The sequence below is a fragment of the Microbacterium sp. B19(2022) genome, assembly GCF_012030385.1.
GTDB classification, from domain to species: Bacteria; Actinomycetota; Actinomycetes; order Actinomycetales; family Microbacteriaceae; genus Microbacterium; species Microbacterium oxydans_B.
Map to the genome: position 1 here is coordinate 32,768 of NZ_JAAUVO010000022.1, position 23,776 is coordinate 56,543.

Genomic DNA, 23,776 nt, shown 5'->3' on the forward strand with positions numbered 1-23,776 from the left:
GCCCAACAGGCACCGCACTGTGTGGACATTTCACTAGCTGCACAGGAGGACAGCGATGAGTGCTGATGACGCCTGGGGTGACCTCAACGCCGCTCTGGAGGACTACGCGCCACCTTGCAGCGGCCTGCACCTGTTTACCGCCGATTCTCGGACCGACGAGCAACGGGCCGGGTGTGCATCAATCTGTGCGCGCTGTCCCATCGCTGACCTGTGCAACCACTACGCCGTCGCTTCGCGAGTTGACTCCGGCTTCTGGGCTGGCATCGACCGGGCTGGACGCGGCAGGGGTTGCCCGCACACATCAACCCCCGACGCTGGGGCGGTTTCCCCAGCACCCATCACACAGAAGGAAGAACCATCATGAGCAAGACCACCGCAGCATCCGTCGAGTCGGCCCTCCCCGCCGCCCTGAATGGCTTTAAGGAGCAGGCCGCGCAGGTGAAGGAGGCGCACCGCGCCTCCCGCCAGTCGATCCAGGATGACCCGATGATGTCCGACCTGGGCAAGCGCGGCAAGCTCGACATGCTCAAGATCGAGACCAGGGCCAAGCTCGATGGAATCAAGGCCGAGCAGGAGGCCTTCGTCAAGAACCTGCGCGCTCAGGTCGAGAAGGAGTTCCGGGGGAACCAGCCCGCGGACGCTGACTCGGTGCTGCTGCGCCGCGACGCGGCCGACCGTGCGCGCAAGATCATCGACCACCGCGAAGCGATGGAGGTGCTGCAGGACGCCATCGCCAACGGTGACGCCAGCATGGCCCACGCCATCGGCATCCGCGCCCGGAACAGCGTGTGGGAGGCCGTGGCCGAGGCGTACCAGGCTGCGCACCCCCAGACGGCGGACGCGGCAACAGCGCTGTCGTACGTCGAGGCGAACACTAGCGGCGCGGCGTACAACATGGCCAACAACATCACGTTCTCGGACCCCAACGTCTGAGTCATGACTGGGCGGGGTTGTTTGACTCCTTTCGCCCCGCCCCGCTGAGGGTGCATCCTCAGCCGCAGAGGCTCCCTGGCACACGCTGGGGGGCCTCTCTGCGTACCTGGGGCCAGGGCGCGGGCGCCAGGCCGGCGAGCAGCCGCTCAGAAGCGCTCGCGGACGGGCGCGCGGCACGCCACACGACCAACAGTGCGGAACGGGTGAGCAGAATGTGAAGCGTCAAGCGCCATGACTGAACATTGTGTTTGCTGAAGGGTCCCCTTGCGGCTAAAGTTCACGCATTCGAACAAAGCTTCGAAGGATTGGGATAACCGCATGAACGCCGCACAACGCCGTCACTATGACGCCATTCAGCAGCTCGCCCGCGACGAGTGGCCGGTCAACGAGCCAAGACCCAAGGACCACGTTGACGACGAGTTCAAGACGGCGCAGGAAAGCAAGCGATGACCACCATGATCGGCTATCTACGCGTGTCCACCGAGGAGCAAGCGAATAGCGGCCTGGGGCTTGACGCCCAGCGGGAGTCCATCGAGCGCTATGCCGACGCGCACGGGTGGGACGTGGTCTGGTACGTCGATGAGGGTCTGTCGGCTAAGTCGCTGGCCCGCCCGCAGCTACAGGCCGCGCTCACGCGTCTTCACGTGCTACCGAAGCGCCGCGACGTCGACGGCATCGTGGTGGCCAAGCTCGACCGCCTGAGCCGCAGTGTGCATGACTTCTCGGGCATCCTCAAACTCGCCAACGCGCGCAAGTGGGCTGTGGTAGCCATTGACCTCGGTGTGGACACCAGCACTCCCACCGGCAAGCTCGTGGCCAACGTGATGATGTCGGTTGCCGAGTGGGAGCGCGAGGTCATCGGGGAGCGCACTTCCGCCGCCATGCAAGCTGCCAAGCGTCAGGGGAGGCATATGGGGCGAGTATCCGCGCTGCCGCCGAGCACGGGTGATCGTCTGATGACGCTGCGAGCCACGCACACCATTGCTGGGACAGCGCACGCTCTCAACGTCGAGGGTCTTTGCACCGCATTAGGAGCGCCGTGGTCGGCCAACGCCGTAGCGAAGGCGCAGAAGCGCATCGAAGCTAGGGCGGCGACCAGATAATGAGCCAATCACGGCTGCGCATCCGAACGATCAGCTTGCGTGATGCCAACGCTTTCATCGATCAAGAGCATCGGCATCACAAGCCGGTCACCGGACACAAGTTCTCGCTGTCCGTCATCGATGGCGAGGGCCGCGTGCGCGGCGTTGCCACGATTGGGCGGCCGGTCGCGCGACACCGGGATGACGGAACGACTGTCGAAGTCACGCGGGTCGCAACTGACGGATGCCCCAACGCGTGCTCGGCGCTGTACGGCGCTGCCTGGCGGGCAGCGAAAGCACTCGGGTATGAGCGCCTAGGCACGTACACCCTGTTGTCTGAACCCGGCACCAGCCTCCGCGCAGCTGGTTGGCAGCAGGTGCATGTGGTCCGTGGGCGATCCTGGTCCGCCCCTAGCCGTCGGCGGCTCGACCAGCACCCGCTTGAGGACAAGATCCTTTGGGAGCCGCGTCAGCCCTGATATCTGTTGCCCTTGCGGCGATTGCATGGGCGGCACAGAGTTTGCAGGTTGACGAAGGAGTCGTCGCCCGTCCACGAGAACGGGACGATGTGGTCTACTTCCAAGTCGAAAACCACACACTCCTGGGCGCAGTGAGCACACCTGTATCCGTCACGTCGGAAGACGGCGAGGCGAAGATGCAAATCAAACGTCGAACGCCGAGTAGTGACCATCGGGAATCTCATCCAACTTCGGCGCGCGCGTCGCGATGGTGGGTACCTTCGGCATCGCGGCACCCGTGTCGTGCTGAAGCTTGAAGGCTATGCCTCGCGTGAGTGCCCACACCACGGCTGGTGTCACAAGGTCCGCGTTATCGAACACGACCGCCAGCTGATTCTTACGCGACCCGCTGTCCTGCAGCAGTTCGGAACGTGCCCCCACCAATGCTTCGGTGAGGCTGTCGAGAGCGCCAGCCACACTGAATCCAAAGACAGTCGTTAGCTCCAGGTTCGTCGTCTTGTACACCTGTGCCCCTTGGTCAGCTTCGGGGACACGCACGAGCCGAATCTCCGCGACAGACATGCCCCGATACCGTTCCGCCGGGTGGATTCCGATTCGCAGGCGTCCGATCAGGGCTTCGTACTCCGCGCCTGAACTGTGCCGGTCCCAGCCGCGCATTTCGTGCTCACCGTTGGACCAGCGCACGTCGGCGAAGGTGAGCTCTAGGCCGTCGCCCTCGAGCTTGTGGAAAATCGCTTCACCCTCGTCTGCAACTCCATTAGCTGTCCGCCCGCGGATGCGCTCCTTGGAGACTCCGACCGCGATTGAGTACGGTCCCATAGATACGCGCCCGTGGCGCGCCGGGAGCGTGTGGCCACTGCTGACAAGAGGCCGGGCCAACTCGGCCGTGAGGCGATTGTCGAGGTGCGACCAGTCAGCGAACTCGGGCCGACGCTCTGCCCTGCCGACTGCCCAGCGCTCACGCCAGAAGGTACCGATGTCAGCTGCTGGGAGATCGAATGGTTCGTAGTCGTCGGTCTCACCCCGGAGGTACTCGTCCCAGCGTGATGCGGTGGGTGCGAGGAACACCTCACGACGAATGTTGTGTTGCAGGCTCTCTTCGGGGATTTGTAGAGCCTTCAATGCGGTACGGATCACGCGGAACCGCCAGTTCGGTCCGCTGCCGTACTTGGTGGACATAACCTTCGTGTTCTGATCCTCAAAGCCTTCGAGGGCGAAGTCCCGGAGTTCCGCGAACAGCGCGTTGGAGAACTGGAAGTGCCCGAAGCCGCGAGTGAAGCCCACCGAACGGAACATGGTCTGCCCCTGGTAGACGAGCCGGTTATAGATGGATGAGCGCCCCAGGGCAGATGAGGTCGTAATGAGCATCGGTGTTGGGTCCTTGACCTTGCCCCGGATCTCGGTGATGTTTCCGCGGTACTTCTGCGTAAGGAATTCGCGCGTCTCATTGGAGAGGCTGAGCAGGGCTACAAGCTTCCCGGCGATCAACTGCCGGTATGGCTCGACTGCGCCAAGCACGAACGCGTCGTAAACGCTATACAGACGCTCGTTGCGCTGCTCAGTAGTCCACCCGATCATCGCGTCTCGGGCTGACTGCGCAATCACAGGGTCGCCAAGCGCGAATATCGCCATGAGCTTGCCGTTTTGGCGGTCGCGAACTAGGAAACGCGAGCGGCGTCCGTAACCCGAGGAGACCGGCACGGACCAAGTGAACGCGGCGTACCTGAATAGGTTGGCATCCTGTTCCGTGCGGACGGGGACGAGCACAGGGTCGATAGCAGCGGGATTGATGTCCTTGCCATCCGCGAACTGGCGGAGCAAGCCAGCCTCGTGATCCCAGAGCCAGGCGGCGTTGTCTTGCAGCATAGAGATGCGCTGGCCGCTATGGGCAAGTCGCAGTTGCTCCTTGGCTGCGACAGGGTCGAGCGCGCCGTTAGCAAGATCCACACGCCCTCGGACTGTGGACAATTCATCGAGAACCCGATTGCGGAGTTCGCGGACATAGTGCGGGTCGTGGGCTGCATGCCGACGACCCGCCGGACGGTCAGTGCTCTCGTCCGGCAGGTCGATGGTCACGTTAGTTGCCCTCGTCGGACTCGTCGTAGCCGCTGTCGTGGTCGTACTCATCGCGCGAGTCCGCGCCGCCACGGTTGAACATCGCCGGGTGGAGTTCAAACGCGTCTGCGAGCTTACGAGACCACTCCCGGCGCTCTGCCCGGTAGAAGCCCTTGGTTTCGGTGGGGGAGTCGAGCTCACTCGTTGCCAGAATCCAGAGCATCAGTTCGAGTCCTGCGCGCAGGTCGGCCTGATCCGTGGCTGTCCGGCTATACACCTCGCGATACCAGGGATGCCCAGTGTTGATTCGGAGGATGACCTGAGTTCCAACCATCGTCGGCGTGTAGAAAGCATCATCCGGTGTCTGCTCGACGAACTCGACCTTGTAGGGCTTCTCGCGGGCGACCTTCTCCTGCGCGGCGGCAACATCCTCTTCGGGCACACCCGTGTCCTTCGAGATGTCCTCGACGCGCTTCTTGAAGTTCTTCTGTGCTTCCTCCTGCGTCTCCTTGCTGGCCTTGCGCGTGCGCCGGTAGTCCCGTTCCAGTGTCTTGGCGATGATCGACTCCGAAGGTCGCTCGCCGGCACTCTCCTCGGCCTTGGCGTCGTCCTCCACGTCGCGGCGCTTGCGCTCCGCCTGAACGTCGCTGACGAGCTTCTTGAACGCTCGGATGACGCCGTGCTGTTCGAGCAGCTGATTCGTTCGTTCGGTGAAGATGATGGTCTGCTTGTCAGGCGTCACGCCGAACAGGTCATCGAGCTCAGGCGGGAAGTCGATCGCCACGCCCACCTGGCGCGAATAGACGCTCCAGTTCAGGATCGACGGTCGCGCCAACTCAATGAAGCGGCCATGACGCGTGACAAAGAAGCCGTTGTACTCCTTGCGGATCTTCTGGCGAATCTTGGCCGGACGTCCGCGGCCTCCGCTCGACCATTCCGCGTTGTGCGCATCGACACCCAGTACTGAGAAACGCACCGTCACTGTGTGACGGTTGCCGTTCTCGTCTGCCACCTCGAACTCGATGGGGCTCTGGGCCTCGGCCTTCGGGTAGCCCTCGATGTCGTAGTAGCGGTGCCCAGGAGTGGTGAAAAGCACATCCACCGGCTCGACTTCCTCGCCGTTGACGTAAAGCTTGCAGACATCAAGCCATCCCGCGTAGGTGATGCCGAGGTGCTGCCGAATGCTGTTCGTGGACTGCTGCTTGTTTGGCCAGGTCAGGCGGTCAAGCTTGGACCAGACCACTACCGTGCGAACAGTCTCAGGGCCGCCACGGAACGACTTCGCGATGTAGTCGGCGACCCACTTGGGCAGCGGCTCGTGGACCACTTCGGGAAGTTGTGCGGAGTTGCCCTCGAAACGCAGGTTGTCCAGGTCGACGGTGACTCGTGCATAGTCGGCGCCGTCCTCCGTGCGGGAGTAGACGCTGAACTGGCGGCCGCGGTTGACGGATGCGCTGGGGAGCCCGAAACCGAAACGACCGAAGATGTTGCGCTGACCCTGATTGGAAGAGCCGCCCCACTTGGTTGCGTGCGGCAGGAAGGACTCGTCGATGCCGGACGCGTCGTCGATGAACGCGATCTGGGAAACCGAATTGCCCTCCGTCGCCTCGATGATGTGCACCTGAGACGCACCCGCCTCGATTGCGTTGTCGATGATGTCGCCTGCAGCGTGAGCCTCGTCGGCGTAGCGAACAGAACGCATCGTTTGCGCGAGCATGCGTTCGTCCACGAGTCCAGAGCCCGCGCCATTCTTCGCGGCCTCGCGCTGGCTGTCGAGCTGACGCTCCTTCACATAGGCGCGCTGGCGCTTGAGGTGGTCCTGAGCGGTGTTCTTGATGGCGGCCATGATGGCCCTCCTTACTTTTTCGTTTGCACGGCGACGTTTGCGCCGCGATTGATCCGCGCTAGGCGAACCAAGTCTTAGGGGTTGCGCAGGGACTCCTGCAGTGAAGCGCGTGCGAGAGCGAGGTTCCGGCGAACTGTCGACTCGGATACGCCGAGGATCGATGCCGCGTCGGGGTAGCTGTAGCCGTATTCGCCGCACAGGGTGAACGCCCGCGCCTGGGCGAGGGGGAGGCGACGGATGAGGTCGCGGATCTCCAGTTCGCCGATGGACGGGCGCTGGTAGACGTCGGACCGGTACAGCGTGTAGTTGTCCGAGTCTTCTACTGTCATGCCCTCGGCGCGCGACTGTACGCCGAAGCGGAAGCTTGTCGCGAAGGGCTCGGCGCCCTTGACCTTGTCCGCGATGTAGCGAGGCCGATGGGTGTTGGCGATCGCGGCGGCGAAGACGGAAATGCCGTCGCGGGGCGCGGTGCGCGAGGCAGCCAGCAGCACGTCGCCGGTGATCTCGTCGGCGTCGTCGCGTGTGAGGAAGGGCGAAGTCGCGTTACGCCGCACGGTGGCGTGGACGATTCGAAGTTCGCGCTTGGTAAAGGGCTCGATCATGGTCATGCTCCATCCTGGATAAAAGGAGAGCTCCCCACGACCGTGAGGTCATGCGAACTGAGGCTGTAAGTACGGAGGGTATTTGGCGAGGCACGTTTGGCCACACCAGGTCCGGAGCTCCCGTGTTCTTGAGTTAGTAGTCAGAGTCTACACGCGGGGTCCGACATCGATCCAGCGTGTACCTCTACTTCTAAGCAGGCGATCAGAACCGCGAATCTGTTCACGTGCCGCCGAAGTAGTTCGGATTGCGGCCTCGCTGCGGCATAGGCGCTCGTGGAGGCGGACAGCTAGGTGCCTGAAGGGGGCCGTTCGGGCCAGGGACAGACGCCCATCGCCGCTCGCCTCGCCGCTACACTCAGGCGTCATGACGACGATCTACACCACCCAGGAGTGGAAGGGCCACGGCAAGCAGAACTACTACTGGAACGAGTACCGCCTCGAAGGCGACACAGTAGTCAAGTACAAGTGCAACCGCTTCAAGTTCTTCGATGGGGATGAGAGTAACTGGGAACACGGCGAGACGGTGCAGGAGTCCTGGACTCTAGACAGCCCGAACATGCCCGACTGGCTGCGGGAGAAACTCTGATCGCACCGCGCTCGCGGTTTAGCTCTTCCACGTGACACGCACGGTGTCCGGGTCGAAAGCCTTGCCGCTGCCGCTGGGCAGGATGGTCACCGTCACGAGGGTATCGAGCACTGCGCGCTTGACGTCCATGCTGAGCCCGTCCCACACCTGGCGCGCGTTGGGGCCGATCAGGTCGGCGGGTACGGCAGGGGGCAGCGCAGCATCCAGGGCAGCCGCAGCCTGCACACGGTCAGCCCGCAGCCGCTCGGTAATGCGCGTGAGCTGCGCCGCGTCAATGTCACCCGCGGCGAACATGTCGGCAGCATTGGCCAGGCGGGCGTCCAGCGCCTCGATGGTGTCACGCGCCTCTTGCAGCGCAGCGGGGTCGCCCTGGATGAACAGCAGGGCAGCATCAGGCATCTGCAAGCGGCCCACCACGATTCCCTCTACCAGAGCGTCTACGAGGTCTTGCTTGCGCCGCACCCGGTAACACTCGCTGCACACGTAGCTCGGGGGCTGACGCTTCGTGCCGTTGGGCTGCGGTGTCTTGCGGCCCACTGCGCGCACCATCACGCCACCGCACTCCACTGGCTCGCCGGCCTCATCCAGCGCACCTGTAAGGCGACCGCAGCGGGCGATGCCACCCAGCAGGTACTTTGGCGCACGGCCTGCGGGGCTGGTGCGGCGCAGCGGGTCAGTCAGCACGGCCTTCAGGCGCTCATGAGTGTCCTCGTCGATGACGCGCGGGGCGATGGCAGGGGAGCGGCCTACGACCTGCCCTCTGTGGACAGTCAACCCGGCCAGACTGGGCCTGAGCAATAACTGCTTCAGAGTCGTGGTGTTCCAGCCTGCGCCCCGGCCTGGCGTCGGCACCTGCTGCGCGTCCAACCCCTTGCAGATAGCCCGCAGCGACTCCCCATCGAGCACGCGCCTTACGGCTGCGCGGATAGTAGCGGCCTCAGCGTCATGCAGCATCACAGCGGCCCCCTCGCGCCGGTAGCCGTAACCCACGCGTCCCTGATGCACGCCGTTGGCTGCGCGCTGCACGTTGGCGGCTACCTGACGTGTGGCCTTCTGCTCGCCCTCGTACTGGCTCCACGCGGCCACGGTGCGCGCCACGGCACGGCCTGCGGGCGTGGTCAGGTCCAGCGTGCCTGCGGTGACGGTATAGACGGGCACGTTCAGCGCGATCACCCGCTCCAGGTCACGGGTCAGGCGCAGCAGCCGGTCCTGATGCCAGGCGATGATGGCCGGGGGCTGCGCGTCCAGCATGGCCTCGAAGCCGGGGCGTACCTTTCCGCTGGTGGCGCTGATGTCGTTGTCGCTGAACACCTGGGCGACTGTCATACCCAGCCGCTCAGCCAGGGCGCGGCACTCCTGCTCCTGGCGGGCCACCCCGAGCCCCTCACCCGTGCGGTCAAGGCTGATGCGGGTGTAGATAACGCAATCCATGAAGGTACCTTAGCGCCATACTTGCGCCGCTCGTCTTCCTCATCCTCCCGTTGTCGGTGTTGTTCGCCGTCTACCCGGGACTCTTCATCCTCCGACTCGGTATCGGCTGACCACCAACGAAAGGACCACCATGACTGCACGAACCCGTGCCCGCCGGCTACTCCCGTGGAGCGGCACTGCGACCCGATTCCGTGCGTTCGCTGACGACGAAGCGGGCGACGTGCCGGGCTGGGTGCTCGTCACGTTCGTGACTATGCCCTGATCCCGCGGCGGGATCGAGCACCAATCACACTCGTGACTGTGTCCTGATCCCGTAATGGTCCTAGGAGCTGTGCGCGACGATCTCGATCTGGGCGCGGGGGCGCCCCGGGGTCACGACGATACGAGCGACCAGCGCCCGCAGATACTCGCGTCGCTCCGACACCTCGAGGTCGTCCCACCGGTCGAGCAGCACAGGAAGGACACGAATCGGCGCGGCCTGCTGCACCTCTGTTGTCCGAAGCTCTTGCTCGAGCGCAGCGGCCTCGCTCGCGTATCGGTCGCGCAGCGTTTCATACGCCGCCTGGGGCATCCCCATCGTGAGGCGCTGCTCTGCGAGCACCACCTGGCGGTTGGCGAGGTCGGCGAGGCGCCGCTTGAGATCGGCTGTCGGGTCGACGGTAAGTCGCCGTGGTCGGCGTTGTATGCCCGCCTCGGCTTCGGCTCGAACCCGGCTCTCACGTTCGTTCAGCCAAGCCCTGACCGCTTGGTGGATGAGTCCTTCTGCGACGTAGCCGCCGTCGTGGGTGCCCTTTTCCTTGCCGTCCTTGCATCGGTACGAGTTCGCTCGGTCGTGGCCGCGGGCGCCGCCGTGCATCTTCGAGCCGCATGCGCACCAGACCATGCCGGAGTACGCGTAGGTCGACCGCTCGGATCGCCTGTACACCCGCCGACGTCCACGGGCCTCGCAGTAGGCATCCCACTCGGCGGCCGTGAGTATCGGGGCGTGGATCCCTTGCTTCTGCTCGCCCTGATAGGTGATGAGTCCCGCGGCGAAGCCAGAGTCCAGCACTCGTCGAAGCGTCCGTTCGGACCAGAGACCGTCGCCGGTACCCCCGTAGCCGCCGACAGGACGAGTGGGACCGTCGTTGAGCCACCGCACGAGGGCGTAGACGCTCTCGCCGGCGATGTACCGTCGGTAGGCGTCAGCGAGCACCGGGCCCGTGATCGGGTCGGGAGTGAAACCATCGGCGGGGGAATAGGCGTATCCGAAGCGGGGCTTACCGTTGATCGGCTTCCCCTCGCGGAAGCGGCGAGCATGTGCCTCTCGCCAGGTGTCACCGATCAGGTCGGCTTGGTACGCGTTGAACTCTCCAACCATGCCTCGGGCGAGCCTTCCATGTGAGGTGCGGTCATCGATCGGTTCGGTCGCCGAGAGTAGCCCGCCGCCGAGAGCATCCACGCGATCGAGAGCGACCGCCCACGTAAGACGGTGGCGGGCGGTTCGAGAGAACTTCCAGACAACGATCACCTCGAACTCGCCAGCTTCGAGACGCTCGATTGACTGGTCAAGTCTCGGCCACCAGGCTGAGCGCGCGCGGGAGCCGGTTTCGTCGATGCCCTCGACCCAGTCGACGATGTCGATTCCGTTCGCAGCTGCGTAGCTCTCGATCGCATGGCGCTGGACGTCAGGCGAGGTCATGCCGTCACGCTCGCGCGAGACGCGGATCATCCCGAGTCCACGTCTGTGCGCGGGAGTGGCGGCGACGTGCCGCCGCGGGTTGGCCATCAGCTGACCTCGATGCGGTGAGCCCACTGCCCGGCGCCCATCTTCGGCGCGATGTAGACGTCTTGATCGACGCGGAGCAGGACGCGGCGGAAGGCCTCGACGAGATCAGTAGTGACGTGCAGAGCGATCGCCATCGCCTCGAGGTGGCCGTCGTGACGGGCTTCCTCGCGGCGGTAGTCGTCGGGGTCGATCAGGCGAAGCGCCGCCCACTCATCGGCGCGCCGCTCACGCTTTGCATTCACAGGGCCGAAGCGTGTCGGAATATCGCAGTAGACAGCGTGACAGGTTTCATGCGCGAGCGTGCTGGCGTAACGCCGCAGCAGCAGATCATGCTGGATGCGGATCAGGCGCTCGGTGTGCAGGTACTCGCCGTCGCGATCGCCGGGCAGGTCGCAGAACTCGACCCGCACGCCGAGCGCGTCGAGCATTTCGTACAACTCAAGAATCTTCGAGTCCACTCAGAACTCCCCCTCGTCCCCTCCGGGGTCGCGCGACTTCTTCTTCGCGACCGCTCGCATATCCTCTGGTGATCCACTGACACCGAACTGGCCGTGGATGAGTTCGCCGGACTTCCGCCGTGGTCGCGCCTTCGTAGCGGCGTCCGCTGCGGCGATGACCTCGATCAGGTCTACGCCGATGACATCGCACACGGCGTCAAGCTGGTCGAGCGTGAAGACCTTCTTGCCGGTCAGGGCTCTGGACAGCTGAGACGGGGAGATCCCGGCCTCGTCCGCGACGCGGGCCTGCGCGAGGCCGCGGTCGGAGATGGCCTCGCTGAGCAGCAGGCCGACGTGCTGGCTCAGGGGGCTGGGCAGCGGTTGAGTTCCGGTGGGCACCTGCCAATTGTGGCAGGTGACTTGCCATTTGGCAACGTTCATCGCATCATTGCCATATGGCAACGCAACCGATCAGCGCGAAGGTGACCGCAGTCGTTCGTATGGCGCTCGACGAGCGGGGACTCACCCATGAGTGGCTCTCCGAAGAGACCGGCATCCCGATGCGGACACTCGCTCGCCGACTGCACAAGGTCAACCCGTCGAGCTTCCCTCTCGATGAGGTTGAGGTCATCGCAACGGCCCTGGGGAGCGACCTCGTCTCGCTGCTTACTGCGGCGCGCCAGCTGCAGCCAGTCCTGGCGGCGGCATCGTGAGCGCCGTCATCGTCAAGGCCCGCAACGAGCCGTCGGATGCTGCCTGGCGGCGATCCGGCGACATCGCAGCTCGCATCCTTGAGAACCTCGCTCAGCGCGACGCGCGCTCCGCTGCTGCGAAGCTCGCGCCTCGTGCTGAGGCATGGGACGAGATCGCCGGCGCCGGCACGGACTACGCCGTGCGCGACGTCGCCCCGATGCTGAGCCGCGCAGGCATCGAGACCGGCCCGCAGCGACTGTTCGAAACGCTCCACGAGCTCGGCTGGATCTACCGCGGCGAGAAGCGTCGCTGGGCGCCGTACGCACGCGCAGTCGACGCCGGATTCCTCAAGGTGCGCGCGATGGCTCCCTATCGGGACCGTGACACAGGAGACCTCGTGCCTGCAGCCCCGCAGGTGCGCGTAACCGCGAAGGGCGTCGAACGCCTCCGCGTCCGCCTCGGCGCGGGCGCACTTACTCCCTGACCCACACACACGAAAGCGGGGCGCCCGTTGCACCGGACGCCCCACCGAAAACGAAAGGCAAGCACATGCCTCAGCCGCAGGATACCGACGAGAACGTCGAACCGGTGGACGACTTCGCTCCGCTGACCGCTGACATGCACCTCAGCGTCATCGAGCGCACCGAGCCCGCCATCGTGGGCCCGATCGCCACCGACCCCCGCCGCTTCTGGCCCCTCGCGCCGTGGCGCATGGCCCTCTTGGTCATCGCCCTCCTCGGCGCCGCGGTATGCGGCCCGCCCGCAGCCGATCCGACAACCGGATTTAACGGCGCCGATCTCGGCGTCCTCATCAGCCTCGCGACGTTCGCCGCCGCATTCCTCATCCGCATCCCGAAGAAGGACCAGCCATGACCACGACGATGCCGAGCCTGGACACGAAGACGACTGCGCGGCTGATCGTTCCTGAAAACGCTCCTCGCACGGTGTGGATGCTCGAGCGCGGAGAGGGCGTCACGGCCTCCGAGGCGTGGGCGATCGCGACCGGCGGCATCAAGACCTGGCGTCGCATCCTCGAGCAGAAGATGAACGGGTCGACCTTCGTCGGCACGAAGTTGACCCGCGCCGGGTCCGCCCGTGAAGCGGCGCTTATCGCGGAGGCGATCGACGAGCTCGACTGGGTCACCGCGAACGGGGGGCTCTGGGCGGCCGCAGAGAACGACCGCCACCGCGCGACCCCCGACGGCATCGGCCTCCTCGCCGGCGGACTCTGCACCGTCGAGGTGAAGTCGCACGAGCACGGATACAAGGGCGACGCGTTCCCGAAGGACCACAAAGCGCAGGCCGTCTGGCAGCGCTACGTACTCGGCGCAGAGTTCGGCCTCTACGGGTCTGAGGTCCGCGACGAGGACGACATGCCGCCGGTCGACGGCGCTGACTGGCAGTTCGTCGATGACCCCGACGACGAGCTCCTCGCCTTTCTCATCTACCGGGCCGACAAGTTCCTCGCGTGGCGCGACGCCGGATGCCCCGACTTCGACGACCTGCCCGAGGACGTCGCCGCCGCGCAGGCGAAGTGGGCACCGCTGAAGCGCCAGCTCGACGCCGCGGCCGCTGCCGAGAAGGAAGCGAACGATGCCGTGAAGAAGGCGATCGCGAAGCTCCCGCACGCCGATCGATTTGGCGCGGTCGGCATGACCGAAGACGGCGGCTTCCAGAGCATCGTCACCGAGTCCACGTCGATCGACGAGGCCGCATGGAAGGCCGCGTCTCCCGAAGTGCACGGATACGCGGAGATGCTGCGCGTCGAACTCGCACTACTCGAGGCGTCAGCGAAGCAGTACTACCCGAAGACCGCACGCCGCACGTCGCTGCGCTTCCAGGAGGCCGAGAATGTCTGACCCCAACACGATCCCCGAGGTCAAGACGATCGCCGAGGTCGAGCGCATCGTCAACGGCTCCGGACTCTGGGACGGCACCGGAGTGATCGAGTTCTCCGACGACGGGGTCACCTGGACCCCGGCATGGTCGCCGACCGACGACATCGCGCATCCGCAGTTCGCTCGAGTCGCGGTGCACCGCAAGGACGTGCGCATCCCCACGACAGCGATCATCCGCTGGGATGAGCAGTTCCCGGAGGCGTCCGAGGAGTGGGCGGGGAAGTGGCTTCGTTCGCCGATGCGTCACTTCGGCCGCACCGTGCGCATGGTCGCCTACCGCCAGACATTCCGTGAGCTGCTCGGCAACGTGCGCATCGAGGATGAAGCCGACGAGCGGGTCACCGGGCTCGTCGCGACGGAAGCCAAGGCTCCGACAGGGGATCGCGACTGGGCGGCGGAGTTCGCCGCCGCCGAGACCCGTGAGCAGCTCGACGAGCTCGACAGCGAGGCGCGCGCCGCGAAGGTCCTCAAGCCGAACGCGGCAGGAACGGCGCTGCATCTCGCGCTTACCACGCGCCGCCGTGCGCTCACCGCGACCGAACCGGAAGACGCATGGACGCCTGCCGAGCATGTCGCGTCGCAGCGTCCCGCACCGCGCGACTACCTGCCGCCGGCGAACCGTGCGGAGCGTCGCAAGGCCGCCCGCAAGAAGGGTGGGAAGCGATGATCGTCGACGACGCCACGGGCACCGTCGCAGAGGGCGGTGTCGAACTCGTGCCGCTGGATCTCGCCGCGCTGAACGAGGACGAGCTGATCCAGCTGTTCCCGACTCCGGTGCAGTGCGCGGGCGCGCTCCTGAAGGCGCGGGCCATGATCGCTCACGCGCCGGCCGTGCTCGCCGCCCGCTCGAAGGCCGTGAAGGACGCGAAGCGGAACCTGATCGTTGCACGCGGCTACGCCCGCCAGGCCGCGATCGGCCGCGACGCCGAGACCCGCCGCCTCGTCGCCGAGAGCGACGCCGACGTACTCAAGGCATGGGAAGCGATCGATGTCGCCGAGCTCGCCCTCGAGTACGCCCGCGAGATGCGCAAGACCCTCAGCGAGGACATCGAGATCCTTCGCTCCCTGAACGCCAATTTCCGAGGAGAACACCGATGATGGGCAGCCGAGAGCGTCTATTGAGGAGCGTCGTCTCCGCGAACGGTGCCAAGGAAGAGATTCGGCTTCTGCAGCTCGACGGCTCCGATGGCATTGACCAGAGAGGTAAGCCGAAGCTCGAGGCTTGCGATCGCCAAGATGCTGGCTTCGAGGGTCTGAAGAAGGACATCGTCGGTTTCCGTGGATCCCACTTCGTTCACCTTGTCGATGAACGACTGAGCGATCGGGAGCGGCTCGCTCTCGTAGCTGGGGGAGCCGGTGAGCACGTCGGGGCGAATGATCTGAGTCATGCCCGCACTCTACCGGGGGAGACCTCGACGGGTCAGCCGGGGTATTTAGGGAGCAAGTCGAGATCTCTCAGCTCGAGGATCATCCGTCGCCGCGTGCGTGCCGGGCGGAGACGCCAATCGCGCAGCCCCAAAACGACGCGGCCCTTCAGCCTTCCAACGGATTCCCAGCGTCCGCCCGATTCGCGATACTCCTTGACGGTCTGGTTGCCCATGGCGTTTACCCAGTTCGTAACCACCTCGTCGCGGGCGTCGAGCAGCCATGTGAATCGCATCAGCGAGTCGATGAAAGCGTCGATGACCTGCGGCGTCAGGTCGGGTGCGCGCTGCACAATGCCGAAGGCATCCATGACGTGCTCCATCGCCGCATCCTGGCGCTCGCGGAGTTGCCGTTTTCGCGCAGCTCGATCGTTCAACCAGAAGGCAATGATCGCCGTTGCCAACGCGATCAGCGCGGCGGTCAACGGTGGCGCTGTTGCTGCGATGAAGTCGGTCCATTGCTCTGGAGTCACGCTCGGCACTCTATCGGGGGCGACCCGATGAGCGCGCCGACCACGGAGACGCGCAACGCCGTCTACCAGCGTGACGAGCGTCGCTGCGCAGCGTGCGGTGTGCTGGTGCTCACGTTCCAGCACCGCCGCGCGGTCGGCATGGGCGGGTCGAAGAACGTCCCGTCGCCCGTCGATGGCCTGTCGCTCTGCGCGTTCTGCAACGCGGCCTGCGAGGGCGCACTGCAGGCGCAGGCGCTCCGCTTCGGGTGGAAGGTCCGCCGCTGGGTGACTCACCCCGAGCGTGTGCCGGTGTTCTACCCGATCGAGATGTCCTGGTACCGCTTCGAGGGCGTGGTCCGCATTCGGATCTCTCGCGCTGTCGCGATGGAGATGGGCTGCAGCGTCTACGGCGCTGAGTGGCTGGCCTGGCATGAGGCGATCGCATGAGCCGCCGCACTGTGCTGCCACCGCGGCCCGCCGACAAGCGCAGAGGAATGACAAAGGTCGGTGCGCTGCGTGACGAGTACAACGCGGTCGTCGAGGGTCGCCCCACTCGATGGGTGAGGACGCTCCTCGGCTACGAGCCGAACCCGGCGTTCACCGAGCGGGTGAAGCGCGCTAACGCTTGGGCCGCAGAACGGGAGGCGATCGCATGAACATGACGACGACGGACGAGATGCGGGCAAAGCTCGCGTACTCGCGGGATCGACTCAAGGCGGCACAGCACGCCAAAGAGCAGGCCGAGCGCCTATCGGCCTCCGCACACGAGATGGGCGGCGGCATCCCGGGCTTCGGCGGATCCGGCAATCAGAGGGCCGCAGGTCAGGTTCGCGGTGCCCATGATCGTGCTTACCGTGCACATCAGGAGGCCGACGAACGCATCCAGAAGTGGTCGCACCGAGTCCGGTCGCTCGAGCGGCGGATCGCTGAAGCGGAGCGAGTGCACTTCACGCGCGACGACCTGACCGGAGCCGAGTTCATCCACGACGGGATCTCGTGGCGCCAGGTGCGCAAGATCAACGCGAAGACCGTGTCCGTTGAGACCGGCTACTCCTGGGTCGACCGCGTTCCCTTCGAGAAGATCCGAAGCGTGCGACCGGAGGTGAAGCGGTGAGCATCATCAGCGAGGCCTTCTCCGCGTGGCGTGAGTGCCGCGCCGAGTATGACGACACCCTCTATGCGCAGTATGAGGCGGCCGAGGCGGCGACGAACGGCGCGATGCTGAACGCTCGCGGGCGGGAGAAGAAGATCAACCCGTTCACCCTGTTCATGGGGACGGAGGTGCGTGCCCGCGCGTATGCCTCCGAGGAGCTCATCGAGCACTGGGAGAAGCACCCGCGGATCACGTTCGCGAAGTTCGAGCGGGCATGGCAGAGGCAGCGCGAGGCCGAGCTCATCGAGGACGCAGCATGACCCCCGTGCTCGCCGTCGCGCCGGCGGAAGCAGAGGAGAAGCAGTGGACGTCGAACCGTGAGGTCACGCTCGACCGTCTCCGCATCGTCGCGATGATGCACGAGGGCTGGCCGCAGTGCCGCCTCTGCGGTCAGACGGTCTACCGCCTCGACAAATTAGGCCTGTGCTCGAAGGTCTCCGACGCGCACAGGGAATGGCGCGGCGACCCCGTGCCCCGCAAGAAGAAGGCAGGTGTCCGATGAATGTCGCGCGTGAGATCCGTGATGCGGACCGACGTATTCAGAAGCAGATCGATGTGAGTGCACGCGCCGCGTTGGTCCGCATCGGCGTCGACGTCGATGCGATGGAGCTTGCCGAGCGCGAGAGGGAAGCGCGCGAGTCACGCGAGGCCTTCGCGGCGCTCGGCACGGCGCTTGGGTCCGCCGTCGCCGTGCTGGTCGATTGGTCGATCGCGTTCGCCACTGCCATCGCCGACGCGCTCGACGAGGCACCGCGATGAGTGCCATGCCGAAATTCGCGATGACGTACGTCGTGTACTGGCCCGAAGCGGGGGTGCTGAAGGTGGGCCGCGCGTGGCGCTTCCACCGAGTGCAGATGATGACCCGCTCGGGCGGGCACATCATCGTCCTCGCACGCGGAACGGATGCCACCTGGGAGGCCGAGGCGCTGCGCACTCTGCGCCGATGGTTCCCGAAGGCGTTCCGCAACGAGAACGAGGCGCGGGAGCTGCTGTTCATGGGCCGCGGGTGGACCGAGTGCTTCGAAGTCGACGAGCACCACCTGCAGCTCGCCGTCGACCTGTGTTTCGAGGGATTCGCGAGAGGGAACGATCAAGGTGTCAACGAAGAACGTGCAACGGAAGATCAGCGCGGAGGATCTGCAGTTCACGGGATACCTGCGAGCACCGATGGCCGCGAAGCCGACAGCGATCGGTCTGTGGCTGCACACGGACGGGCTCGGCCGTCGCGAGGTGGTGCCGGAGCTGCTGGCGGCGGCGATCTATCCCGGCGAGGCGGCGACGGAACTCATCATCAACCACCTGCTGATGCTCGACGAGTCCGGGTTCCTCGACTTCTACATGGAGGACGGGACCGAGTATCTAGCCCTACGGCGGCCGCTGAAGTTGGACGCCCGGCTCGCGTGGTCGAACTGCCCCGATCCGCCCGTTCGCGAAACTTCGCGAACGTTCGCGGCTGTGGGGGGAGCGCGGGCGAGAGCGGGGGAGCGGGTGCGTGCCGAGCAGGCCGAGCGGATGTCGGAGTGGGCACGCTGGGCGGACGAGCACGAGAGCAAGCCTCAGCCGCCTCGGAGACCGCTGTTGCTGGATGCTCCGCCCATCGGATGCCCCGATCACCCCTTCGGCAGGTTCAAGGACTGCGGTCCCTGCGGTACCGCGCGCCGCAGGCACGATCGCTGGGTCCAGGAGGCCCGCTACGGCGAGCAGATGACCGAGTACGAGCAAACGCAGGACACCGGAGAGGAGTGGGGCGGTGATCCATTCTGATGCCCTCGCTGACTTCGTCGAAATGACCGTCACGAGGTTCACGAAGGACCAGCAGTTCAGATTCCGCCTCATGGCCGAGGCCGATGAGACCCCGCGGGAGACCGCATACAAGATCCGCCGTGAATCCATGCTCGCGGCACGGAGGAGGACAGCATCATGAACCGTTCTGAGGGCCACGACGCATGCAAGTGGTGCCACGGGAAGCTGTCGATCATCGTGTCCCGTGACCCGGATGAGGAGGTCGACTGCGTCTGCACCGATCGAGTGGAGGTGGAGCATGTCTGACCGCTACTGCATCCGTGGGTGCCTCCGGCATGGCGAGCACTTCGCGATCTGCGACCGCAACGGCGATGACTACAAGGGGGACAACCCGTGCCCTGGGTGCGCGCAGGTCGACGCTCGCGACGGGGTACTGATCTGTGAGCGCTGCTACCGGCGTCTGCGCCGACACCTCGAGGATGCCGCGGATATCGTCGGTCACCTTCGCTCGATCGCAGACCCGACGAAGGCTGCGGCGTTCGATCGAATCCGTGTGCAGTCGTCGTCGATCGAGATCCCGGCGCCCGTCGCCGCAGACCTGATCGACGCGTCGAACGACATCACTACGACACTGAACATGTGGGCGAATCACGTCGCGGGGGAGGACCGGCCCGGTGCTGGTCTCCCAGCCGGTGCGACGGCGGATGCCGCGCATGACGTGGTGCAGCTCGCCGTCGACGTGATCCTCGAGGACCTCGACAGCCTGGCGAACGACTCGCATCAGGTCTACTCGCTCTGTGAGGGCGTGATGGTCGTGCACAAGGATGCCCCGGACGTGTGGACCGTCGCGGATGCCGCCGTGCGCTGGCCGCTCGAAGACGCGCCCCGGTGGGCGCAGGCCGCGTGCCCGGCGTGCGATCTGATGGCCGTGCGGGTGCAGCCGGGGCGTAGCGGCCGTCCCTCCCGCTACCGCTGCACGACTCCGGAGTGCGAGTGGGGAGCGAACGCGAACGACGACGGCGGCCTCTGGGCGTCGGTCTTCGCTGAGCCCTCATCTCCAGAGATACTCCCGCACGACCCAACCCTCCTCACCCTCGTGGACGCCGCTCGCCTCGTGCACCGCGAACCGGGCACCGTGCGCGGCTGGGTGAAGGCCGGAGACATTGAGCCGCACCTCGGCCGATACCGCACAGACGACGTGCTCGCCGTGGCAGCACGCAAGAGAGGACAGGCGGCATGAAGCTCTGGCTCACGCTCTCCGAGGCGGCAGACGCAGCAGGACGTACCGAGCGCACAATCCGCAACTGGGTCGAAGCCGACGAGCTCAAGGCGCGCCATGGGCGATACTTGCGCGACGAAGTGCTTGCCGCTGAGAAGCGGATGCGTCGACGGATTGGGCGACCACGGAAGGCTCAGCCGGGGGAGATGGAGAGCTATTAGATTGGCGAGACTTCATTCTCCGTGGCACACTCGCGTCATGACCTCGACAAACGCGAAGCAGTCGCGTGGAGTGCCGTATGTCGATTTTCGTCACTCCCGGCTGTACTTCGGGGTCAGGTTCTGGATCGCAGTGGCGCTCGTCGTGCTCTCCTTAATCGCTTACACCAACGCCGACTCGGCGACAGGCGAGGGGAGGTTCTTGCTTGGATGCGTGGGGCTGGCAGGTGTAGCAGTGGGACTCTTGTTACAGCCGAGCCCGAAGCCGGAGGACCATCAATCACGTGCTCGGCAGTCGCTTCAAAACGTTTCGACCGGAATCGAGCTAGTCGGCGACGTCCAGACCATCGCGGGCCAGCTTTCCACTAGCGCGGAACACGACATCAGGCTGAACGTTGGTCTCGCGAACATGACTACTGACCTCGAACGCGCAAAGCGACATTTCATGAGCACGATGGCCGACTGGGATGAAGTTGCTCCGGGCGCCGTGGAAGCTTTCAAGAAATCAAAGGTGCGAGGCAGCGAAATTCTGGCCGAACTCGCCGCACAGGAGGAAAACCATGAGTGATGGACCAATCGTTGGACAGGTTGCGAAGCTGGTCAGCGACAGGGAGGTGATCCTGAATCGGGGCAAAACTCACGGTATCGCGGCAGGAGACTTCGTTATCGTGATCGATCCCGAGACGACGTCGGTTGCGGACCCGGAGACGGGTGAAGACCTCGGGGGTTTGAAGAGGATCAAAGCAGTTCTGCGTGTCGTGGAGGTGGCAGACAAGCTCTCGCTTGCCCGGACCTTCCGTACCCGGAAGGTCAGGGTCTCTGGCGGTATGGGTAGCGGCGGGATCTCAAACATCTTGGCGGAACCGAAGTATGAGGTGCGTGTGGAAACTCTCGAGCTAGACCCCCTCGCGGGGCGTCCTCTGAGCGAGGATGCAAGTGCGATCGCGACGGGTGACCCCTTCGAAGTCACGACGAAAGAGGAAGCGGAAGATCAGCGGACCGTCACCCTCTGGCGCTAAGGGTGAGCATCCGGGGTACCCGGCCAAAGGCTGGTATCCACTACCTTGATGGGAGATTGTCACTTCGAGGGAGTAAAAATTGGTAGCCATCACGCGGGATCGAGACGAGATCGAAGACGGGGTCGTCCAGCTTCGATTCGCAGATGACGGCGACAACGTCCGCGACATCAGCGCCGCTGACCTGGCCGAAGTGCTTGAGGGACTCGTTGAATTCACGCGCGAACTCTCCAAGTCGGGTGAGTTCGGGGACGGTGCTGCACCGCGGATCCGAATCCGGGCACCGAAGGAGGGGTCGTTCATCCTCGAGGCCATCGTCTGGCTACAGGAAAATCCCATCGCGGCGGCGGGGCTGGTGGCTGCTAGCGGCGCAGTCGGGACCGCGGCGGGTAAGTCTGTTGCTGATGCAATTGGCGCAGGAATCCGGAGTCTAAGAGGGCAGCAGCCCGTTGATTTCGACTACCTCGAGAACGGCGATGTCAAGGTCAAGTGGCCCGACAACTCGGCGACCCAAGTGCGTCGTGAGACGTGGGACAAGCTGCAGGAGATGAAACGTCCGACTCGCAGGGCCCTGAGCAAGATCATGACGCCGCTCAACACGGATGCGGACAAGCTGGAGGTGCGGGATGCCTCTTTGGGCGCAACTACCGACGAGATTCTGAGCACCCCGGCGGACGCGGTGGCGATCCGCACGGACTACCTGACCGCTATCCAGGTGCACGAGGAGACGTACGAAAACGAGCGCATATTCGAGACTGAGGCCATCCTCGCGACCATCGACTTCGACAACTCGGCTAAGTGGAGGGTCAAGACCACCCGAGAGGGGACCCGCACGGCTACCATCGAGGATGTACAGTTCCTCCGCGGTCTCGACCGCGGGGACGCGATTCACAAGAACGACATCTTCTGGCTCAAGGTGAAAGAGACCACCATCAAGGAGCCCGGGAAGAACGTTCGTACCGAATGGGCCGTGATCGAAGTTAGACGTACGAGGCGAGGTGACACCGATGGTGACTCATTCGACGATGCACTCGAAGCCGCCCTCGACGAAGAGCCAGCGTCGGCGGAACGCGAGGCAGGGGCCTGATTACAGGCGCTTAGCAGTCCTGTTCCTCTGCGTGGTTTCGATCATGCTTCTCACGGTTAGTGCGATCGTCGAGCACACGTCTCCGTTCCTCGTCCTTATACCCGCAGCGCTCGGGGCACTGATGATCGCGCGGATGCATCGCTGACGCGGAAACTCTTCAAACTCTTCCATCGCCTATGTTAAGCTGTGCTTGCACCTGAACTATGACCCAAGCCCTGCCGATCCGGCGGGGCTTTCGTCATATCGAGGCCCCGCGCCCGGACCGTCTGATCGGTCGGCCGCACCCGACTCCTCTGCCGAAGCGGTCGGATCTAAGCCCAGGTCAAAGATGGTCGTCGGGTTGTTATTCCGGCGATTGAGTCGCAGCAGAAACGGACTGAGGTCGTCGTCCTGACGAAATCCTGCGTTCTCGAAGTCGGTTCGAGTTTGACGCACGAGTTCGACAAGCTCGGGATGATGAAAGACCTTAGTGACGACAACCGCATAGGACCGAGAGGGCATCTCGATCACACCGACTACCGGGTCGGTGAAGGTCGTCTCGCGCTCTTGGGCCCCGGCGTTGCTGATGAAGACTCCAAAAGTACGGATGAACTCCCCTTTCGGCGCGGGCCACCAGCTCACCGAGGATCCCTTCACCGGTTTCTCGCGGAACGGGGCCTGCAGCCCAGGCTCGGTGATTACGATGTCGAGCGCGTGCTGCCATCCATCCTTCTCGGGCGGAACCGGAAGGCGGGTGACAACACGCGGGTCTTCGTCGGCGCTTCGCAGGTCCGAGTCCTTCTGGTCCCAGACGGGGGTGCTGGTCTGGACGAAGTCGTTGGTCATGGCCAGCCGCCACTGCCCCGAGGCGTGCAGCGAAATCTTCGTCTCGTGTAGTTGCGAACGCATCCCGACGTAGACGTCACGTCCGTTGGTGCCGCCAACGACCATCCACGTCGAACTGCGCATAGCGTTGGCGGCACCCGCTGCGAACCTGAGCTTCCCACCGACGGGGAGTGCGGTGGCTGTCATGCTCTCGATCCTATGGAGACGACGCTCGGGGGTGGGTAGTGGCGAGCATCCCCGCGAACGCGAACGGCCATCGACGCCGACAGGTGCGCATCCGCGTCCTCCGCGAGGAGCACGTGTGCGCGCTGTGCGGGGTGCTCGTGGACAAGTCGCTCACGATGATGCCTGGCGCTCATGGCCCTCGGTGTGGGGGAGCGGGATGCACTGGCTGCGTGCCTCACCCGATGCGAGCCGAGGTCGACGAGGACATCCCCCGTGCCCGAGGCGGATCACCGTATGACCGTGCGAACACCTGTCTGATGCATCGTAAGTGCAACAGGTGGAAGGGCACGATGACGCTCGCCGAGGCCCGCAGGAAGCTGCACGCGGCCGCCGAGAGCGCAGCAAGCCGGGTCATCACAAACCTCGTGGCCTGGTAGCACTCACGTAGGGGAGGAGATCTTATGCGCGTCACCGACTGGCTGATCCGTAACCGGGACGCCGCAGCGACCACCTGGCTCGCCCGGGACCAGTTCGCTCGACAGGTCGACTCCGATCACCCTCACGCCGATATGTTCCGAGCGCACGCCGCGAAGGCCCGCCGACGCCTCGCCCGGTGGGACTTCGCCCTCAGCGTGTGGACCCGAGGTGGCACCCGCCGCCGCTG

The 23,776-nt window shown here is 64.9% G+C and carries 37 protein-coding genes; 26 read left to right on the forward strand and 11 right to left on the reverse strand.

All coding sequences use genetic code 11. The features are described 5' to 3' along the window. Positions 1–55 precede the first annotated feature (55 nt). From HCX50_RS20270 to HCX50_RS20275, 5 genes are all read left to right on the forward strand, one after another. Positions 56–364, forward strand: coding sequence for a WhiB family transcriptional regulator (locus HCX50_RS20270; RefSeq protein WP_167635138.1), 309 nt, complete (start codon positions 56–58; stop codon positions 362–364). Beyond that, entirely contained in the window at positions 361–933 is a 573-nt protein-coding gene (locus HCX50_RS17065; protein ID WP_167635139.1) for a hypothetical protein, read from the forward strand. Before HCX50_RS20270 ends, HCX50_RS17065 begins: the two co-directional genes overlap by 4 nt. A 318-nt stretch (positions 934–1,251) precedes the next feature. Further along, positions 1,252–1,383 carry a hypothetical protein gene (locus HCX50_RS20090; RefSeq protein ID WP_272953126.1) on the forward strand — a complete coding sequence of 44 codons (132 nt, stop codon included), beginning with the start codon at positions 1,252–1,254 and terminating at the stop codon, positions 1,381–1,383. Then, positions 1,380–2,036 carry a recombinase family protein gene (locus HCX50_RS17070; protein ID WP_167635140.1) on the forward strand — a complete coding sequence of 219 codons (657 nt, stop codon included), beginning with the start codon at positions 1,380–1,382 and terminating at the stop codon, positions 2,034–2,036. The genes HCX50_RS20090 and HCX50_RS17070 overlap by 4 nt, the downstream gene beginning before the upstream one ends. Next, positions 2,036–2,494 carry an XF1762 family protein gene (locus HCX50_RS20275; RefSeq protein ID WP_443189884.1) on the forward strand — a complete coding sequence of 153 codons (459 nt, stop codon included), beginning with the start codon at positions 2,036–2,038 and terminating at the stop codon, positions 2,492–2,494. Before HCX50_RS17070 ends, HCX50_RS20275 begins: the two co-directional genes overlap by 1 nt. On the opposite strand, the gene HCX50_RS20280 is transcribed toward HCX50_RS20275, so the two are convergent. From HCX50_RS20280 to HCX50_RS17090, 4 genes are all read right to left on the reverse strand, one after another. Beyond that, positions 2,485–2,718 (reverse strand): HNH endonuclease, encoded by a 234-nt coding sequence (locus HCX50_RS20280; RefSeq protein WP_443189885.1) that lies wholly within the window; start codon positions 2,716–2,718, stop codon positions 2,485–2,487. The genes HCX50_RS20275 and HCX50_RS20280 overlap by 10 nt on opposite strands. Beyond that, positions 2,678–4,570, reverse strand: a complete 1,893-nt coding sequence (locus HCX50_RS17080; RefSeq protein WP_167635142.1) for a Druantia anti-phage system protein DruA — start codon at positions 4,568–4,570, stop codon at positions 2,678–2,680. Before HCX50_RS17080 ends, HCX50_RS20280 begins: the two co-directional genes overlap by 41 nt. 1 nt (position 4,571) lies before the next feature. Then, entirely contained in the window at positions 4,572–6,395 is a 1,824-nt protein-coding gene (locus HCX50_RS17085) for an ATP-binding protein (RefSeq protein ID WP_167635143.1), read from the reverse strand. A gap of 74 nt (positions 6,396–6,469) precedes the next feature. After that, on the reverse strand, positions 6,470–7,003 hold the full coding sequence (locus HCX50_RS17090) for a sigma factor-like helix-turn-helix DNA-binding protein (RefSeq protein ID WP_167635144.1): 534 nt from the start codon (positions 7,001–7,003) through the stop codon (positions 6,470–6,472). Positions 7,004–7,361: 358 nt separating this feature from the next. Between HCX50_RS17090 and HCX50_RS17095 the strand changes: the two genes are divergently transcribed. After that, a complete protein-coding gene (locus tag HCX50_RS17095; RefSeq protein ID WP_167635145.1) occupies positions 7,362–7,583 on the forward strand; it encodes a hypothetical protein in 222 nt (73 codons plus the stop codon). Positions 7,584–7,601: 18 nt separating this feature from the next. Here HCX50_RS17095 and HCX50_RS17100 read toward each other — a convergent pair whose 3' ends face one another. Further along, complete coding sequence (locus HCX50_RS17100) at positions 7,602–9,014, reverse strand: recombinase family protein (protein WP_167635146.1); 1,413 nt, start codon at positions 9,012–9,014, stop codon at positions 7,602–7,604. A 130-nt stretch (positions 9,015–9,144) separates the two neighbouring features. Between HCX50_RS17100 and HCX50_RS20095 the strand changes: the two genes are divergently transcribed. Beyond that, complete coding sequence (locus HCX50_RS20095) at positions 9,145–9,276, forward strand: hypothetical protein (RefSeq protein ID WP_272953127.1); 132 nt, start codon at positions 9,145–9,147, stop codon at positions 9,274–9,276. A gap of 60 nt (positions 9,277–9,336) precedes the next feature. On the opposite strand, the gene HCX50_RS17105 is transcribed toward HCX50_RS20095, so the two are convergent. The 3 genes from HCX50_RS17105 to HCX50_RS17115 are packed head-to-tail and all read right to left on the reverse strand — an operon-like array spanning position 9,337 to position 11,618. Then, a complete protein-coding gene (locus HCX50_RS17105) occupies positions 9,337–10,782 on the reverse strand; it encodes a recombinase family protein (protein WP_337750038.1) in 1,446 nt (481 codons plus the stop codon). Beyond that, positions 10,782–11,240, reverse strand: a complete 459-nt coding sequence (locus HCX50_RS17110; protein WP_205829336.1) for an ImmA/IrrE family metallo-endopeptidase — start codon at positions 11,238–11,240, stop codon at positions 10,782–10,784. Before HCX50_RS17110 ends, HCX50_RS17105 begins: the two co-directional genes overlap by 1 nt. Continuing rightward, positions 11,241–11,618: a helix-turn-helix domain-containing protein gene (locus HCX50_RS17115; protein ID WP_167635148.1), complete on the reverse strand. Its 378-nt coding sequence runs from the start codon at positions 11,616–11,618 to the stop codon at positions 11,241–11,243. Positions 11,619–11,674: 56 nt separating this feature from the next. Here HCX50_RS17115 and HCX50_RS17120 point away from each other — a divergent pair, with 56 nt between their 5' ends. From HCX50_RS17120 to HCX50_RS17145, 6 genes are all read left to right on the forward strand, one after another. Then, complete coding sequence (locus tag HCX50_RS17120; protein WP_167635149.1) at positions 11,675–11,932, forward strand: hypothetical protein; 258 nt, start codon at positions 11,675–11,677, stop codon at positions 11,930–11,932. After that, the gene (locus tag HCX50_RS19970; protein ID WP_205829337.1) at positions 11,929–12,396 is read left to right on the forward strand and encodes a phage antirepressor KilAC domain-containing protein; all 468 of its coding nucleotides are present in this window, start codon (positions 11,929–11,931) and stop codon (positions 12,394–12,396) included. The genes HCX50_RS17120 and HCX50_RS19970 overlap by 4 nt, the downstream gene beginning before the upstream one ends. Before the next feature lie 65 nt (positions 12,397–12,461). Beyond that, positions 12,462–12,785 (forward strand): hypothetical protein, encoded by a 324-nt coding sequence (locus tag HCX50_RS17130; RefSeq protein ID WP_167635150.1) that lies wholly within the window; start codon positions 12,462–12,464, stop codon positions 12,783–12,785. Further along, a complete protein-coding gene (locus HCX50_RS17135) occupies positions 12,782–13,771 on the forward strand; it encodes a hypothetical protein (RefSeq protein WP_167635151.1) in 990 nt (329 codons plus the stop codon). The genes HCX50_RS17130 and HCX50_RS17135 overlap by 4 nt, the downstream gene beginning before the upstream one ends. Further along, a complete protein-coding gene (locus HCX50_RS17140) occupies positions 13,764–14,477 on the forward strand; it encodes a hypothetical protein (protein ID WP_167635152.1) in 714 nt (237 codons plus the stop codon). The genes HCX50_RS17135 and HCX50_RS17140 overlap by 8 nt, the downstream gene beginning before the upstream one ends. Then, a complete protein-coding gene (locus HCX50_RS17145; RefSeq protein ID WP_167635153.1) occupies positions 14,474–14,908 on the forward strand; it encodes a hypothetical protein in 435 nt (144 codons plus the stop codon). The genes HCX50_RS17140 and HCX50_RS17145 overlap by 4 nt, the downstream gene beginning before the upstream one ends. A gap of 17 nt (positions 14,909–14,925) precedes the next feature. Here HCX50_RS17145 and HCX50_RS17150 read toward each other — a convergent pair whose 3' ends face one another. Next, the gene (locus HCX50_RS17150) at positions 14,926–15,198 is read right to left on the reverse strand and encodes a hypothetical protein (RefSeq protein WP_167635154.1); all 273 of its coding nucleotides are present in this window, start codon (positions 15,196–15,198) and stop codon (positions 14,926–14,928) included. A gap of 32 nt (positions 15,199–15,230) precedes the next feature. Next, positions 15,231–15,707 (reverse strand): hypothetical protein, encoded by a 477-nt coding sequence (locus HCX50_RS17155; RefSeq protein WP_167635155.1) that lies wholly within the window; start codon positions 15,705–15,707, stop codon positions 15,231–15,233. A gap of 27 nt (positions 15,708–15,734) precedes the next feature. On the opposite strand from HCX50_RS17155, the gene HCX50_RS17160 reads away from it, so the two are divergent. From HCX50_RS17160 to HCX50_RS17210, 12 genes are all read left to right on the forward strand, one after another. Continuing rightward, positions 15,735–16,133, forward strand: a complete 399-nt coding sequence (locus tag HCX50_RS17160) for a hypothetical protein (RefSeq protein ID WP_167635156.1) — start codon at positions 15,735–15,737, stop codon at positions 16,131–16,133. Beyond that, positions 16,130–16,342, forward strand: a complete 213-nt coding sequence (locus HCX50_RS17165) for a hypothetical protein (protein WP_167635157.1) — start codon at positions 16,130–16,132, stop codon at positions 16,340–16,342. The genes HCX50_RS17160 and HCX50_RS17165 overlap by 4 nt, the downstream gene beginning before the upstream one ends. Next, a complete protein-coding gene (locus HCX50_RS17170; RefSeq protein ID WP_167635158.1) occupies positions 16,339–16,800 on the forward strand; it encodes a hypothetical protein in 462 nt (153 codons plus the stop codon). Before HCX50_RS17165 ends, HCX50_RS17170 begins: the two co-directional genes overlap by 4 nt. Continuing rightward, positions 16,797–17,099, forward strand: a complete 303-nt coding sequence (locus HCX50_RS17175; RefSeq protein ID WP_167635159.1) for a hypothetical protein — start codon at positions 16,797–16,799, stop codon at positions 17,097–17,099. Before HCX50_RS17170 ends, HCX50_RS17175 begins: the two co-directional genes overlap by 4 nt. After that, the gene (locus HCX50_RS17180; RefSeq protein WP_167635160.1) at positions 17,096–17,341 is read left to right on the forward strand and encodes a hypothetical protein; all 246 of its coding nucleotides are present in this window, start codon (positions 17,096–17,098) and stop codon (positions 17,339–17,341) included. The genes HCX50_RS17175 and HCX50_RS17180 overlap by 4 nt, the downstream gene beginning before the upstream one ends. Next, on the forward strand, positions 17,338–17,598 hold the full coding sequence (locus HCX50_RS17185; protein ID WP_167635161.1) for a hypothetical protein: 261 nt from the start codon (positions 17,338–17,340) through the stop codon (positions 17,596–17,598). Before HCX50_RS17180 ends, HCX50_RS17185 begins: the two co-directional genes overlap by 4 nt. 336 nt (positions 17,599–17,934) lie before the next feature. Further along, a complete protein-coding gene (locus tag HCX50_RS17190; RefSeq protein ID WP_205829338.1) occupies positions 17,935–18,603 on the forward strand; it encodes a hypothetical protein in 669 nt (222 codons plus the stop codon). A 277-nt stretch (positions 18,604–18,880) separates the two neighbouring features. Continuing rightward, positions 18,881–19,822, forward strand: a complete 942-nt coding sequence (locus HCX50_RS17195; RefSeq protein WP_205829339.1) for a helix-turn-helix domain-containing protein — start codon at positions 18,881–18,883, stop codon at positions 19,820–19,822. Next, positions 19,819–20,022 carry a helix-turn-helix domain-containing protein gene (locus HCX50_RS20285; RefSeq protein ID WP_443189886.1) on the forward strand — a complete coding sequence of 68 codons (204 nt, stop codon included), beginning with the start codon at positions 19,819–19,821 and terminating at the stop codon, positions 20,020–20,022. The genes HCX50_RS17195 and HCX50_RS20285 overlap by 4 nt, the downstream gene beginning before the upstream one ends. Before the next feature lie 37 nt (positions 20,023–20,059). Then, on the forward strand, positions 20,060–20,587 hold the full coding sequence (locus tag HCX50_RS17200; protein WP_167635162.1) for a hypothetical protein: 528 nt from the start codon (positions 20,060–20,062) through the stop codon (positions 20,585–20,587). Further along, on the forward strand, positions 20,580–21,038 hold the full coding sequence (locus tag HCX50_RS17205; RefSeq protein ID WP_167635163.1) for a hypothetical protein: 459 nt from the start codon (positions 20,580–20,582) through the stop codon (positions 21,036–21,038). Before HCX50_RS17200 ends, HCX50_RS17205 begins: the two co-directional genes overlap by 8 nt. A gap of 79 nt (positions 21,039–21,117) precedes the next feature. Then, positions 21,118–22,122, forward strand: coding sequence for a hypothetical protein (locus tag HCX50_RS17210; protein WP_167635164.1), 1,005 nt, complete (start codon positions 21,118–21,120; stop codon positions 22,120–22,122). 201 nt (positions 22,123–22,323) lie between these two features. On the opposite strand, the gene HCX50_RS17215 is transcribed toward HCX50_RS17210, so the two are convergent. Beyond that, positions 22,324–23,133, reverse strand: a complete 810-nt coding sequence (locus tag HCX50_RS17215; protein ID WP_167635165.1) for a hypothetical protein — start codon at positions 23,131–23,133, stop codon at positions 22,324–22,326. Between the two features lie 440 nt (positions 23,134–23,573). On the opposite strand from HCX50_RS17215, the gene HCX50_RS19760 reads away from it, so the two are divergent. Then, positions 23,574–23,776 (forward strand): hypothetical protein (locus HCX50_RS19760; protein WP_205829340.1); only part of this gene is annotated, 203 nt, incomplete at its 3' end.

Excerpts from the sequence above, each read along its gene's own strand:
- HCX50_RS20270 (WP_167635138.1), top strand. The coding sequence starts at position 56 with ATGAGTGCTGATGACGCCTGGGGTGACCTCAACGCCGCTCTGGAGGAC.
- HCX50_RS17065 (WP_167635139.1), top strand. The coding sequence starts at position 361 with ATGAGCAAGACCACCGCAGCATCCGTCGAGTCGGCCCTCCCCGCCGCC.
- HCX50_RS20090 (WP_272953126.1), top strand. The coding sequence starts at position 1,252 with ATGAACGCCGCACAACGCCGTCACTATGACGCCATTCAGCAGCTCGCC.
- HCX50_RS17070 (WP_167635140.1), top strand. The coding sequence starts at position 1,380 with ATGACCACCATGATCGGCTATCTACGCGTGTCCACCGAGGAGCAAGCG.
- HCX50_RS20275 (WP_443189884.1), top strand. The coding sequence starts at position 2,036 with ATGAGCCAATCACGGCTGCGCATCCGAACGATCAGCTTGCGTGATGCC.
- HCX50_RS20280 (WP_443189885.1), bottom strand. The coding sequence starts at position 2,718 with ATGAGATTCCCGATGGTCACTACTCGGCGTTCGACGTTTGATTTGCAT.
- HCX50_RS17085 (WP_167635143.1), bottom strand. The coding sequence starts at position 6,395 with ATGGCCGCCATCAAGAACACCGCTCAGGACCACCTCAAGCGCCAGCGC.
- HCX50_RS17090 (WP_167635144.1), bottom strand. The coding sequence starts at position 7,003 with ATGACCATGATCGAGCCCTTTACCAAGCGCGAACTTCGAATCGTCCAC.
- HCX50_RS17095 (WP_167635145.1), top strand. The coding sequence starts at position 7,362 with ATGACGACGATCTACACCACCCAGGAGTGGAAGGGCCACGGCAAGCAG.
- HCX50_RS17100 (WP_167635146.1), bottom strand. The coding sequence starts at position 9,014 with ATGGATTGCGTTATCTACACCCGCATCAGCCTTGACCGCACGGGTGAG.
- HCX50_RS20095 (WP_272953127.1), top strand. The coding sequence starts at position 9,145 with ATGACTGCACGAACCCGTGCCCGCCGGCTACTCCCGTGGAGCGGCACT.
- HCX50_RS17105 (WP_337750038.1), bottom strand. The coding sequence starts at position 10,782 with ATGGCCAACCCGCGGCGGCACGTCGCCGCCACTCCCGCGCACAGACGT.
- HCX50_RS17120 (WP_167635149.1), top strand. The coding sequence starts at position 11,675 with ATGGCAACGCAACCGATCAGCGCGAAGGTGACCGCAGTCGTTCGTATG.
- HCX50_RS17130 (WP_167635150.1), top strand. The coding sequence starts at position 12,462 with ATGCCTCAGCCGCAGGATACCGACGAGAACGTCGAACCGGTGGACGAC.
- HCX50_RS17135 (WP_167635151.1), top strand. The coding sequence starts at position 12,782 with ATGACCACGACGATGCCGAGCCTGGACACGAAGACGACTGCGCGGCTG.
- HCX50_RS17140 (WP_167635152.1), top strand. The coding sequence starts at position 13,764 with ATGTCTGACCCCAACACGATCCCCGAGGTCAAGACGATCGCCGAGGTC.
- HCX50_RS17145 (WP_167635153.1), top strand. The coding sequence starts at position 14,474 with ATGATCGTCGACGACGCCACGGGCACCGTCGCAGAGGGCGGTGTCGAA.
- HCX50_RS17150 (WP_167635154.1), bottom strand. The coding sequence starts at position 15,198 with ATGACTCAGATCATTCGCCCCGACGTGCTCACCGGCTCCCCCAGCTAC.
- HCX50_RS17160 (WP_167635156.1), top strand. The coding sequence starts at position 15,735 with ATGAGCGCGCCGACCACGGAGACGCGCAACGCCGTCTACCAGCGTGAC.
- HCX50_RS17165 (WP_167635157.1), top strand. The coding sequence starts at position 16,130 with ATGAGCCGCCGCACTGTGCTGCCACCGCGGCCCGCCGACAAGCGCAGA.
- HCX50_RS17170 (WP_167635158.1), top strand. The coding sequence starts at position 16,339 with ATGAACATGACGACGACGGACGAGATGCGGGCAAAGCTCGCGTACTCG.
- HCX50_RS17180 (WP_167635160.1), top strand. The coding sequence starts at position 17,096 with ATGACCCCCGTGCTCGCCGTCGCGCCGGCGGAAGCAGAGGAGAAGCAG.
- HCX50_RS17185 (WP_167635161.1), top strand. The coding sequence starts at position 17,338 with ATGAATGTCGCGCGTGAGATCCGTGATGCGGACCGACGTATTCAGAAG.
- HCX50_RS17195 (WP_205829339.1), top strand. The coding sequence starts at position 18,881 with ATGTCTGACCGCTACTGCATCCGTGGGTGCCTCCGGCATGGCGAGCAC.
- HCX50_RS20285 (WP_443189886.1), top strand. The coding sequence starts at position 19,819 with ATGAAGCTCTGGCTCACGCTCTCCGAGGCGGCAGACGCAGCAGGACGT.
- HCX50_RS17200 (WP_167635162.1), top strand. The coding sequence starts at position 20,060 with ATGACCTCGACAAACGCGAAGCAGTCGCGTGGAGTGCCGTATGTCGAT.
- HCX50_RS17205 (WP_167635163.1), top strand. The coding sequence starts at position 20,580 with ATGAGTGATGGACCAATCGTTGGACAGGTTGCGAAGCTGGTCAGCGAC.
- HCX50_RS17215 (WP_167635165.1), bottom strand. The coding sequence starts at position 23,133 with ATGACAGCCACCGCACTCCCCGTCGGTGGGAAGCTCAGGTTCGCAGCG.